At 57.9% G+C, this 12,147-nt stretch carries 9 protein-coding genes; 4 read left to right on the top strand and 5 right to left on the bottom strand.

Annotated elements, in window-relative coordinates; genetic code table 11:
- The gene (minE, locus tag JYG33_RS17395; protein WP_042483380.1) at positions 1 to 279 is read left to right on the top strand and encodes a cell division topological specificity factor MinE; all 279 of its coding nucleotides are present in this window, start codon (positions 1 to 3) and stop codon (positions 277 to 279) included.
- Between the two features lie 266 nt (positions 280 to 545).
- Here minE and JYG33_RS17390 read toward each other — a convergent pair whose 3' ends face one another.
- The 3 genes from JYG33_RS17390 to ettA form a co-directional block, all read right to left on the bottom strand.
- On the bottom strand, positions 546 to 773 hold the full coding sequence (locus JYG33_RS17390) for a glycine zipper 2TM domain-containing protein (protein WP_153229215.1): 228 nt from the start codon (positions 771 to 773) through the stop codon (positions 546 to 548).
- Positions 774 to 898: 125 nt separating this feature from the next.
- A complete protein-coding gene (locus JYG33_RS17385; RefSeq protein ID WP_207873389.1) occupies positions 899 to 1,435 on the bottom strand; it encodes an isochorismatase family protein in 537 nt (178 codons plus the stop codon).
- A 10-nt stretch (positions 1,436 to 1,445) separates the two neighbouring features.
- On the bottom strand, positions 1,446 to 3,119 hold the full coding sequence (gene ettA / locus JYG33_RS17380) for an energy-dependent translational throttle protein EttA (RefSeq protein WP_207873388.1): 1,674 nt from the start codon (positions 3,117 to 3,119) through the stop codon (positions 1,446 to 1,448).
- Between the two features lie 163 nt (positions 3,120 to 3,282).
- Between ettA and JYG33_RS17375 the strand changes: the two genes are divergently transcribed.
- Positions 3,283 to 3,783, top strand: a complete 501-nt coding sequence (locus JYG33_RS17375) for a hypothetical protein (protein WP_207873387.1) — start codon at positions 3,283 to 3,285, stop codon at positions 3,781 to 3,783.
- Between the two features lie 29 nt (positions 3,784 to 3,812).
- Here JYG33_RS17375 and JYG33_RS17370 read toward each other — a convergent pair whose 3' ends face one another.
- Together JYG33_RS17370 and JYG33_RS18740 are read right to left on the bottom strand one after the other, a co-directional pair.
- Positions 3,813 to 4,736 (bottom strand): glycosyltransferase family A protein, encoded by a 924-nt coding sequence (locus JYG33_RS17370; RefSeq protein WP_207873386.1) that lies wholly within the window; start codon positions 4,734 to 4,736, stop codon positions 3,813 to 3,815.
- 250 nt (positions 4,737 to 4,986) lie between these two features.
- A complete protein-coding gene (locus JYG33_RS18740; RefSeq protein ID WP_003803595.1) occupies positions 4,987 to 5,115 on the bottom strand; it encodes a hypothetical protein in 129 nt (42 codons plus the stop codon).
- A gap of 225 nt (positions 5,116 to 5,340) precedes the next feature.
- Between JYG33_RS18740 and uvrA the strand changes: the two genes are divergently transcribed.
- Positions 5,341 to 11,055: an excinuclease ABC subunit UvrA gene (uvrA, locus tag JYG33_RS17365; protein ID WP_207873385.1), complete on the top strand. Its 5,715-nt coding sequence runs from the start codon at positions 5,341 to 5,343 to the stop codon at positions 11,053 to 11,055.
- On the top strand, positions 11,028 to 12,140 hold the full coding sequence (pabB, locus tag JYG33_RS17360; RefSeq protein WP_207873384.1) for an aminodeoxychorismate synthase component I: 1,113 nt from the start codon (positions 11,028 to 11,030) through the stop codon (positions 12,138 to 12,140). Before uvrA ends, pabB begins: the two co-directional genes overlap by 28 nt.
- The last annotated feature ends 7 nt before the right edge of the window (positions 12,141 to 12,147 follow it).

Below are 12,147 nucleotides of genomic sequence, written 5' to 3'. Positions count from 1 at the left end.
ATGTCTTTCCTGTCCTTCCTGCTCGGTCACAAGAAAACGTCGGCAACGGTCGCCAAAGACCGTCTGCAACTGATCCTCATTAACGAACGTGGCCAGGGCGGCGTCGCCCCGGACTACTTGCCCCGCTTGCAAAAAGAGCTGGTCGAAGTGATCTCGCGCTACGTGAAGATTAATCCCGATGACATCAAGGTGAACCTTGATCGCCAGGACTCGCTGGAAGTGCTGGAAGTCAAAATCGAAATGCCGCAAATCGATGCCAGTGCTCTGGAAAACAAGTAAAGCGCACTGACCGGCACGCCGGGTTTTGTTGAAATGGCCATCCTTTACGGATGGCCATTTTCTTTGCGGCATCGGATGATGCCAAACATCAACAGTAGTGCCCTGGGCCTTGGCCACAGCTTGTGTGGTGCAAGCAGATAGCAAGGCCAGGACCTGCCATCCGATGGAGAGGAGCGGGCATGAAAAAGCCTCAAAGCCGGGACTCCTGTCCCAAGCTTTGAGGCTTTATTCCGATGAGCGTTTCAGCTCACGCAGAAAATTTGAATTTAGCGGTTCTTGCCGACCTGATCGCCGATTACGCCACCAATCGCAGCGCCACCGACCGTACCCAGAATGCCGCCATCAGTAATCACTGCACCGGCAACACCACCCAGACCCGCGCCAGTTACGGCACCCTTTTGACGTTTGCTCATGCCATCCCAGGAAGAGCAGCCCGCCATCACGACGGCCAGAACCGTGGCCATACCCACTTTAGTGATAGTCGTCATTTTCATCCGTAAACCTCCGTGAAGTATCCGTGCTTAACACGGCATTAAAGTCTATCTTCACCCTCTGGAGCCAATTAGTCCAGACCCTATTGTTAGGCAACGCAACAGATGTAATTCAGCTTTTGTTCAGTTTATTTAATCAAGGCCAGAACCTGCTTGAATGCAGGGTTGGCCGGGGTTTCCAACCACTCGAACATGGCCATTTCGGCGCTAACGCGCTCCAGGCCATGCATTGCCCAGCGATCCCAGGCCGCCTGACGGGACTCGGGCTGGCGTGAGCCAACACAGTCTCCTACCAGCACCGGATCATAGCCATGCTCTTTCAAACCCAGGCCAGTTTGTAACACGCACACGTGAGACTCTGTACCCAGTAACAACACCCGTGTGCGGCCAACAGGCAAAGCAGGGAAAAAGTCGGACTCGCGCGTGGCATCAAAATGCGTTTTATGCAGCACTTTATCGACGTGCGGCAGCAAGGCGGAATCCGTTGGGCCGATTTTTTCGGCCCAGTGCTCGGTCGCCAGAACCGGCACCCCTAACAGGCGCGCCGCCTGTGCCAACTTCCCGGCTCGTTCGACCAAAGCTTGGTGGTCTGCAATAGCGGGCAATAGCCCCGTTTGCATATCAACAATCAAGACGAAAGACTGATGGGCATTGAGCACAGGCATGACACGTTCCTTATTTCAGGGATTTGTAGCGGATACGACGAGGTTTGGCAGCATCTTCACCCAGACGTTGCTTCTTGTCTGCTTCGTATTCCTGATAGTTGCCATCAAAGAATACGGCTTGCGAATCACCCTCGAAAGCCAGGATGTGGGTAGCGATACGGTCCAGGAACCACCGATCGTGACTGATCACCAGCACCGAGCCCGCAAACTCCAGCAAGGCATCTTCCAGCGCACGCAGGGTTTCCACGTCCAGATCGTTGGACGGCTCGTCCAGCAGCAAGACGTTGCCACCCGCAATCAGGGTCTTGGCCAGGTGCAAACGACCACGTTCACCACCGGACAAGTTGCCCACGATCTTGTTCTGATCCGCACCCTTGAAGTTGAAGCGGCCCAGGTACGCACGCGAAGGCATTTCAAAACGGCCTACGGTCAGCAGGTCCGCGCCATCAGCAATGGCGTCAAACACGGTTTTTTCGTTGGCCAGGGCATCACGCGACTGGTCGACATACGCCAGCTTGACGGTCTGACCCAGTTTGACTGTGCCCGAATCCGGCTGCTCTTTACCGGCCAGCATGCGGAACAAGGTGGACTTACCGGCACCGTTAGGGCCAATAATCCCGACGATGGCCCCTGGGGGCACCTTGAAGCTCAGGTTATCGATCAGGAGGCGATCGCCATAGCCTTTGCTGACGTTCTCGAATTCGATGACTTCATTACCCAGACGCTCGGCCACAGGAATAAAGATTTCCTGAGTTTCGTTGCGCTTCTGGTACTCGTGCGAGGACAGTTCCTCAAAGCGAGCCAGACGGGCTTTAGCCTTGGCCTGACGACCCTTGGGGTTCTGACGCACCCACTCCAGCTCTTTCTTGATGGTACGTTGACGTGCGCTTTCCGAAGCCTCTTCCTGCTTCAGACGGTCGTCTTTCTGTTCCAGCCAGGAGCTGTAATTGCCCTTCCAAGGGATACCGTGGCCACGATCCAGTTCCAGAATCCACTCGGCGGCGTTATCCAGGAAGTAACGATCGTGAGTAACCGCCACCACAGTGCCGGGGAATTGGCGCAGGAACACTTCCAGCCAGTCCACACTTTCAGCATCCAGGTGGTTAGTCGGCTCGTCCAGCAGCAACATATCGGGCTTGGACAACAGCAACTGACACAAGGCCACACGGCGTTTTTCACCACCGGACAGATTGGCAATAGACGCATCCCAAGGTGGCAGACGCAGCGCATCGGCCGCGATTTCCATCTGGGTTTCGATATCGTCGGCACCGCTGGTCGCAGCGGCCGCAATAATGGATTCCAGCTCAGCCTGCTCGGCAGCCAGAGCGTCAAAGTCCGCATCAGGCTCGGCGTACTCGGCATAGACCTGTTCCAGACGCTGGCGGGCCTCAAACACAGCCCCCAGGCCTGCCTGAACGGCTTCGCGCACCGTATGTTCAGGGTTCAGTTGGGGCTCTTGAGGCAGATAACCAATTTTGAGCCCCGCCATGGGGATGGCTTCGCCCTCGATCTCGGTATCTACCCCGGCCATGATCTTGAGCAAGGTGGATTTACCGGAGCCGTTCAGGCCCAGCACACCAATCTTGGCACCCGGAAAGAAAGACAAAGAGATATTGCGCAGAATCTGCCGCTTGGGCGGCACAATTTTGCCCACGCGGTTCATCGAATAAACGTATTGAGCCATATAAACCTAAAAAGGAAAAACAGGTCGTGTTCGGAAAACTGGGATTGTAGGCGTTTGACGCCCAAAAGGCGCGCTTCCGTCCCGTAAAGCGAGCGACGCCCGGCCTGAGTGCAGGCCTGTCTCAGGTAATATACTCACTTTATGCTGACAAACCAAAAACACCATGTCCACACCTGATGCCCCTGAACTTGTATTTACCACCGAAGAGCTTGAAACCCTGGGTCGCACCGCTGATGCGTTGAGCGCCTATTTGGGCCGTGCCGTACTGGCTGAGATCGTGGGCGCAGAAGAAACCGGGTTTGAATGGGTCATCTTTGCCATGCCCCTGGACAAAAACGAGGACGAAAGCGAATTTACCGTTGTTCAGGTTGGTGGCGACCAGGCGCGTATCGTGGGTAACCGCGGCGGTCTGGACCCCAAAGATAACGCTGTCTACGCCTGCCGCTATTTGTGGGCGATCCAGCTCAGCGATGCAGAGCCAGTACGCTTCATCAAGGTGGACGAGGAAGGCGAGGAAGTGGCCTGGACCGAGACGCTGGAAGAGCTGCTGCCCTTTGCCTTGAGCGAAGATGCCTTTGCGCCTGAAGATGATACAGATGACGAGGACGACGACGAGGATGATGACAGCCCGGAACCGGGCCTGCAGGGTCATACTCTGCACTGATCACCCTGCCGTATGAGGATGCGGGCAGGCTAGGCCCGCATCCGGTCTCGCAGATACAGAGCCATACCCACGGGCCACATCAGCCCCACCAAACCGTACGAAGCCAGGCCCTTGAGCCCATAACCCGCCGGTGGCTTACGCCCGCTAGCACGTAAATGCAGACCAAAACGCGTATAACGCGCCGCCGCCATCAAAAAAGCCTTGGGCTCATAGCGAAACCAGGGCAGACACTTCACTACCGTATCTTCAGCCAGCAGCCACAAACCTAAAGCATGCTGCTGACTGGTTTTACCCTGTACGGACAAGGAATCGGGACTGTCGTGATAGACCCGAAACACGGTATTCACAAAACGGTTTTTGTAACCCGCACGGGCAATGGCACGCCACACCAGGCTTTCAGGTACAAAGCCCTCGACCTGATCGGGAAAGGGAAATTTGCGCAGTACCGCTGTACTCAGACAGCCAAACTTCTCCCCGCGCACATGGTAGCGAAAGCTCATATCCAGCGAGCTGGCGTCAAAAACATCCTTGGGGAACATATCGCCCACCACCTTGCCATCGGGGCGTACACACAGGCCCGTAATCCCCGCGTAGCCTGCTCGCTCGGATAAGGGAATATCAGCCCAGATCTGCGCCATGTCGTAGAGGGCGTTGACCAGCAAGGTATCGTCGCTGTCCAACGCCACCACCAGTTCACCTTGCGCCAGGGCCACGCCGTGATTAAAAGCGGCTTTCTTGTGCCGGTTTTCCTGCCAGGCGTAATGAATCGGAAAAGAGGCTTGCTGTTGCCAGCCCCGCACCAGTTCTCGTGTGCCGTCGGTGGAGCCATCGTCAACCACCACCCACTCAAAATCCTGGCAGGTCTGCTCACACAAGGAACGGTAAACGCGCTCCAAGGTATGAGCGCGGTTATAGCTCGGTGTCAGGACGGTGAACAAATGGCGCCATTCCATACACGGTGTCCCCATAAACCACTGTTTTGATTATTGTTACGGGCAGCAACTTACATCTGCATCAGGATGACACCATCATAAGGCAAGCACAGCACTGTGCAGCGCACTATCTGCAGGGCTCCTGGCAAACCCGAAGCAAAATCAAACGCGCACAAAAAAACCACAGGCAAGCCTGTGGTTTTTTTGCTGCTAGGGGTGGTCTCAAGCTGGAAAATCAGATTCCTGCTTGTGCACCGCTCAAGCCAAGCACTTAGACGCGCTTAACTTTTTCCAGCATTTTGAAAACGCCCTTGGGTGCGCGCACAAACAGACGTTTGAATGCTTTACCCAGGCAACGACGCTCCAGCGTGTTGCGGCGAGTGCGTTTGATTTCCGCCATGGTGATCTCCGATCTTAATGTAAGCCCTGCCGGATGATCCCGACAAAAGCGCAATAGCTAACCAGAAATTCTACCGTAATCCGCGTTAAGATACAAAGGCTAGAGTGTGCATCCCTGGCAACACCTTGCTGGCATGTACCGCTCTCACTGGCGCATGGGGCCTGTTTGACAGGCCTTTTCGCTGCCGCCTCCCCATCCTGCCCTCTCCAGAAAGCCGACCTTGCCATGAGCTCAGAAATTCGCATTTTTGGCGCCCGCCAGAACACTCTGAAAAACCTGAATGTACGTATCAAAACGGGCGAGTTACTGGTTATTACCGGCGTTTCCGGCTCAGGCAAAAGTTCGCTGGCCTTTGACACCCTGTATGCAGAAGGCCAGCGGCGCTATGTAGAAACATTCTCCCCCTATGCGCGCCAGTTCCTGGACCGCATGGACAAGCCCCAGGTTGATCGCATCGAAGGCATCCTGCCTGCCATTGCCATTGACCAGGTGAACCCGGTGCGCAACTCTCGCAGTACCGTGGGCACCATGACGGAGCTGAACGATTACATCAAGCTGCTGTACGCCCGTCTGGGTGAGCTGTATTGCCGCCAGTGCGCCCAGCCGGTGCGCCGCGACAATGCCGACAGCATTGCCAAACAGATTCGCAAACTGGCGCAGGACCACGACGATCCCCGTCTGGTCCTGACCTTTGCCGTCAAAGTTCCGGCCAACTTCACGCAGCAAGAAATTGAAACCTTGCTGCATCAGCAGGGCTACACCCGCCTGCACCACGAAGAAACCCATACGATTACGGCCAGCAGCATCAGCAGTAAAAAAAGCAAAAGCAGCAAGACCGCCAAAGCAGCTCCAACAGAACAAAAACTGCTTTATGTGATTCAGGACCGCTTCCGCGCCAGCACGGTAGAGCCGGAACGTTTCATGGAAGCCATCGAAGCGGCTTTGCGCCACGGCCAGGGCAAACTGACGGTCTATGCCTCGGCCAGTGCCGACGGCCCGGAAACCGCCTGGCGTTTCAGCCAGGGCCTGCACTGTGCCCAGTGCGACATTGAATACAGCACGCCCGTTGCCAGCACCTTCTCCTTCAACTCGCCTTTGGGCGCATGTGAGTCCTGCCGCGGCTTTGGCCGGGTGATGGGGATTGATTACGGTCTGGTCGTTCCCGACCCCAGCAAAAGCCTGCTGGAAGGCGCAATTCGCCCTTGGCAGACGGCCAGCTACAAAGAATGTCAGGTCGAGATGGAGCGCTACGCCCCGGCGGCCGGTGTGCGCTTGGCAGTGCCCTGGAAAGACTTGAGCCAGGAAGAGCGCGACTGGGTGATTAATGGCACCCCGGACTGGAAAGGCGGCAATCAGGCCTGGAAAACCCAGTGGTACGGCGCCCAGCGCTTTTTCGATTGGCTGGAATCGCGCGCCTACAAGATGCACGTGCGTGTGCTGCTGTCCAAGTACCGCAGCTACAACACCTGCCCCTCTTGTGCTGGTTCGCGTCTGAAACCCGAAGCCAGTTTGTGGCGCGTCGGCGATCAGGCTGCACCTGCCGATTCCCGCTATCCACGCTTCATGCCTGTGCATTCGCAATGGCTGCGCGAACAACTGGATGCCATGCCCGGCCTGAGCGTCCCGGACCTGATGCGTCTGCCTATTGAGCATGTACGTACCTTCTTCCGTGGCCTGCACTTTGGTGACGCACGCGATGCGGCTATCGATCTGCTCCTGAAAGAAACGCTCTCCCGCCTGGATTATCTGTGTGATGTGGGCCTGTCCTATTTGTCCCTGGACCGCCAAAGCCGCACCCTGTCTGGCGGTGAAGTGCAGCGTATCAACCTGACTACGGCGCTGGGCACCTCGCTGGTAAACACCTTGTTCGTGCTGGACGAGCCCTCGATTGGTCTGCACCCGCGCGACATGCACCGCATTATTGAAGTGATGCACCGTCTACGCGGCAATGGCAACACGCTGGTCGTAGTCGAGCATGACCCACAAGTGATGGTGGCAGCCGACCGTATTCTGGACATGGGCCCCGGCCCGGGCGAGCGCGGTGGCCAGATTCTGTTTGATGGCTCCCCCCAAGCCTTGCGCGGTGCGGAAACACTGACAGGCCGCTACCTGAGTGGCGAGCTGAGCATTGAATCGCCCCGCCCTATGCCGGTGGCCGAAAACACGCCCCGCCTGCTGCTTGAAGACGTCAGCGCGCACAATCTGCGCCATATCTCCGTGTCCATTCCGCTAGGCCGTCTGGTTTGCGTAACGGGCGTCTCCGGTTCGGGTAAGTCCACCCTGATTCAGGACGTGCTCTACCCGGCCATCCTGAAACAGCAAGGCAAACCGACCGAAGCCCCAGGCCCTTACGGTGCCCTGCTGGGTGCCGAGCAAATTGCCGAAGTGGTCATGGTGGACCAGACCCCTATCGGCAAGACGGCCCGCTCCAACCCGGCCAGCTATGTCGGCGCCTTTGACCCTATCCGCAAGCTGTTTGCCCAGGCCCCACTGTCCAAAGAACGCAGCTACACGCCCGGCACCTTCAGCTTCAATAGTGGCGATGGACGCTGCCCAACTTGCGGCGGCACGGGTTTTGAACATATCGAAATGCAGTTCCTGTCCGATGTGTACCTGCGCTGCCCCGATTGCGATGGCAAGCGATTCCGCCCCGAAGTGCTGGAAGTGCGTATCGAACACTTTGGTCGCAGCGCCTCGATTGACGAGGTGCTGGACATGACCGTGCATCAGGCCATGGAGTTTTTCGAGGGCCTGCGCGATGTGCAAACCGGTCTGGCTCCGCTGGCCGATGTGGGTCTGGACTACCTGAAACTGGGTCAGCCTGTGCCCACGCTCTCGGGCGGTGAGGCGCAACGTCTGAAGCTGGCGGCTTATCTGGCCCAGGCTTCACGCACCCGTCTGAGCCAGGTGAAGGTTGCCAAGAAAGGCAATCTGTTCCTGTTCGACGAGCCCACCACCGGCCTGCACTTTGACGATATTGCCCGCCTGATGCGCGCCTTCCGCAAACTGCTGGCCGCCGGTCACAGCCTGCTGATTATTGAGCACAATCTGGACCTGATCCGCGCGGCAGACTGGATTATTGATCTGGGCCCCGAGGGCGGCGAACATGGTGGTCAATTGTTGGGTGCTGGAACACCGGCAGATATCATGGCCCTGGAACAGTCCCACACCGGCCATGCCCTGAAAGAGTACGAACAAGCCACGATCGGCAAAGGCTCGGCCCTGTTCCAGGAACCTGCGGTGGACTACAAGGCCAGCTCCGGCGGCAGCAACGATGGCCAGATCGCCATTCTGAATGCGCGCGAGCACAACCTGAAAAACATCTCGGTCCATATCCCGCACAACACCTTCACAGTGGTGACAGGGGTATCAGGCTCAGGCAAATCCACTCTGGCCTTCGATATTCTGTTTAACGAAGGTCAGCGCCGCTATCTGGAATCCCTGAACGCCTATGCACGCGCCATTGTGCAGCCTGCCGGTCAGCCCGATGTGGACGCGATTTACGGCATTCCGCCTACCGTTGCCATTGAGCAGCGCACCAGCCGCGGCGGACGTAAATCCACCGTGGCGACCATGACGGAGATCCATCACTTCCTGCGTCTGCTGTACGTGAAGCTGGCTACGCAATACTGCCCGGATTGCCATGTGCCTGTCGCACCGCAGACCGCCGAGCAGATTGCCGCTCAACTACTGCGCGATCATAAAGGCGAGCATATAGGTTTGCTGGCTCCCCTGGTTACGGCCCGCAAAGGCTATTACACCGATCTGGCCAAATGGGCTCAAGGCAAGGGCTATACCCATTTGCGTGTGGATGGCGAGTTCATTCCCGTCAACCCTTGGCCGCGTCTGGATCGCTATAGCGAACACACGCTGGAACTGCCGGTGGCCGATCTGATTATTGACCCACGCAATGAACTGCAATTGCGTCAGGCCATCCGCGAGGCGCTGGAACTGGGCCACGGCTCCTTTAGCGTGCTGGCTCCCTTGACGCCGTCGGGTGCCATGTCTCTGGACGAGCGTCGACAAGGTAAACCGCTGTCCAACGCCAGCCAGCAGCACTTCTCGGTCAAACGCGCCTGCCCTTGCTGCGGCACCAGCTTCCCCGAGCCGGACCCACGCATGTTCTCCTACAACTCCAAGCACGGCTGGTGCAAGGACTGCTTTGGTACGGGCTTGAAGCTGACCGGCTTCGACCAGGAGCAGACTGGCGAGGAAAATAGCTGGAACAACGGCTATGAAGGCGAAGCAGTGGAATGCCCAAGCTGCCACGGACAACGCTTGAATCCCGTGTCTCTGGCCTTTGAATGGCGCGACCAATCCATTGCCAAGCTGGCTGGTCTGCCCGTGGATGAAGCACAAACCTTTTTTGGCAGCCTGAACATGAGTGGCCGCGAGGCCGACATTGCGCGCGACATTCTGAATGAAATTCGCAGCCGTCTGGACTTCATGCACGAAGTGGGTCTGGGCTATCTGGCACTGGATCGTGCCGCCCCCACCCTATCGGGTGGCGAGGCACAGCGTATCCGTCTGGCAGCTCAGTTGGGCTCGAACCTGCAGGGCGTCTGCTATGTGCTGGACGAACCCACCATTGGCTTGCACCCCCGCGACAACCAGATTCTGCTCAAAGCCATGGCGCGTCTGGAAGGCAATGGCAACACGCTCGTGGTCGTTGAGCACGACGAAGACACCATACGCCGTGCTCAGCACATTATTGATATGGGCCCCGGTGCCGGGAAGCGCGGTGGCGAAGTCATCGCCCAGGGCACGCTGGCAGAAATCGAGGCCAACCCCAATTCGCTGACTGGTCGCTATCTGCGCGAACCACTCAAACACCCCATGCAGGCACGCCGTCCCGTACAGGCCGACGCGCCCATGCTGACGGTACACGATGCCAGCCTGCACAACCTGAACAAGGTCCAGGCGGGTATCCCACTGGGCAAACTCAGTCTGGTGACGGGCGTGTCGGGTTCCGGCAAATCCACCTTTGCCCGAGACGTATTGCTGGATAACTTGCAGCGAGTGGTCGGCAGCAAAGAAACCCCTGTGTGGCAAGGTTGCTCCAGCATCAGCGGCTGGGAAAGTCTGGACCGCGTGCTGGAAGTAGACCAGACCCCCATTGGTAAAACACCGCGCTCCTGCCCTGCCACCTACATCGGCTTCTGGGACGAGGTGCGCAAACTGTTTGCCAACACCAACGATGCCCGCCTGCGCGGCTGGAGCGCGTCACGCTTTTCCTTCAATACCGGCGATGGTCGCTGCCCCTTGTGCGAAGGCCAAGGCATGCGCACGCTGGAAATGAGCTTCCTGCCGGATGTGAAGGTGCCTTGCGATGCCTGCCACGGCAAGCGTTTCAACCCGGAAACCCTGGCCGTCACCTGGCGAGACGTATCCGCCGGTCAGCTTTTGCAAATGGATGTGGACGAGGCGGTTGAATACTTTGCCGCACATCCTAAAATATTGCGCCCCCTGCAGCTCATGCAAAGCGTGGGCCTGGGTTATCTGACCTTGGGCCAACCCTCCCCCACCCTGTCCGGTGGCGAGGCGCAGCGCGTCAAGTTGGTCAGCGAGCTGGTCAAGGCCCGTCTGGATGAAGGTCTGACCCGTACGGGCCGTGCCTACAAGGCTCCGCATACCCTGTACGTGCTGGACGAACCTAGCGTGGGCCTGTCCATGGCGGATGTGGAAAAGCTGATTGTGGTCTTGCACCGTTTGGTCGACGCGGGCCATACCGTGCTGGTGATTGAACATAATCTGGATTTGATTGCCGAAGCAGATTGGATCGTGGATCTGGGCCCTGAAGGCGGCTCGGGCGGCGGCAGACTGGTGGTGCAGGGCACCCCGGATCAGGTACAAGCCAACCGAGCCTCGCATACCGGCATGGCTTTGGCGGAATTTTTAAAGGAACACGGCGCATGTATGGCCGATTTGAAGACAGACTAAAAGGCTATGCGCTGGAAATGCAGGGCTACCTGGGCCATATCCAGGCCCGTAGCCCTGAAGACTTAAGTACTGCTTTTGAAAAGATCGAACAGGCCAGTCAGGCAGGCCACTGGGTGGCTCTGGCGCTGGACTATGAACTGGCCGAGCTGTTTGAACCCCGTCTGCCCGCCCGCGAAGCGGCCCTGCACGCGCCCCTGAACGCCTTGGTGTTTGAAGATGCGCAAGAAGTCGCCTTATGGGACAGCCAGGCGGCTCCGGAGCTGAAGGTCAGCCAACAGATCAGTCAGCAAGAATACAAAGAGGCCCTGGCACAGGTTCAAGCTGGACTGCAAGCCGGAGATTTCTACCAGATCAACTACACCATGCCCCTGCGTATTCAATCGGGCATGGCACCGCATGATCTCTATACCGCCTTGGCCAGCCGCCATCCCGTGGCCTACGGTGCCTATCTGGATTTGGGTGATCGCCATATTCTGTCGCTTTCACCCGAGCTCTTCCTGGAAAAGCGTGGCAATTGTGTGCGGACCCGCCCCATGAAAGGCACGCGCCCACGTGACACCGACCCTGTTCAAGATCAGAAAAACGCTCAGGAACTGCAAAGCAGCCTGAAAGACCGGGCCGAGAACCTGATGATTGTGGACTTGCTGCGCAACGATCTGGGTCAGGTCGCCCGCACCGGCAGCGTGCACACCACCAGCCTGTTCGATGTCGAGCAATATGCCTCTGTCTGGACCATGACTTCCAGCATTCAGGCCGAAGTAGACCCGAATTGCGGTCTGGAGACCCTGCTGCGCGCGCTGTTTCCCTGTGGCTCCATTACCGGCGCCCCCAAGCTGGCCGCCATGCAGTGCATACGCAAGCTGGAAAAACAGCGACGTGGCATTTACTGTGGCTCGGTCGGCTACCTTAGCCCCCAAGGCGACTTGTCCCTGAACGTCAGCATCCGCAGTCTGGAGCTGGATAATCACGGCCAAGGCACCTTTGGTGTGGGCGGAGGCATTGTGCTGGATTCCGACCCGGACCAGGAATGGCTGGAGTGCCTGTGGAAAGCCCGCGTGCTGCAAGCCCCTGTAACACTGACTTAAAGGCCGC

The sequence above is a fragment of the Alcaligenes sp. SORT26 genome (genome assembly GCF_017377875.1).
Classification (GTDB): Bacteria; Pseudomonadota; Gammaproteobacteria; order Burkholderiales; family Burkholderiaceae_B; genus Alcaligenes; species Alcaligenes parafaecalis.
This window is presented reverse-complemented; position numbering and strand designations above follow the sequence as displayed.

Coding starts and splice junctions, on each gene's coding strand:
- minE (WP_042483380.1), top strand. CDS start 1: ATGTCTTTCCTGTCCTTCCTGCTCGGTCACAAGAAAACGTCGGCAACG.
- JYG33_RS17390 (WP_153229215.1), bottom strand. CDS start 773: ATGAAAATGACGACTATCACTAAAGTGGGTATGGCCACGGTTCTGGCC.
- JYG33_RS17385 (WP_207873389.1), bottom strand. CDS start 1,435: ATGCCTGTGCTCAATGCCCATCAGTCTTTCGTCTTGATTGTTGATATG.
- ettA (WP_207873388.1), bottom strand. CDS start 3,119: ATGGCTCAATACGTTTATTCGATGAACCGCGTGGGCAAAATTGTGCCG.
- JYG33_RS17375 (WP_207873387.1), top strand. CDS start 3,283: ATGTCCACACCTGATGCCCCTGAACTTGTATTTACCACCGAAGAGCTT.
- JYG33_RS17370 (WP_207873386.1), bottom strand. CDS start 4,736: ATGGAATGGCGCCATTTGTTCACCGTCCTGACACCGAGCTATAACCGC.
- JYG33_RS18740 (WP_003803595.1), bottom strand. CDS start 5,115: ATGGCGGAAATCAAACGCACTCGCCGCAACACGCTGGAGCGTCGTTGC.
- uvrA (WP_207873385.1), top strand. CDS start 5,341: ATGAGCTCAGAAATTCGCATTTTTGGCGCCCGCCAGAACACTCTGAAA.
- pabB (WP_207873384.1), top strand. CDS start 11,028: ATGTATGGCCGATTTGAAGACAGACTAAAAGGCTATGCGCTGGAAATG.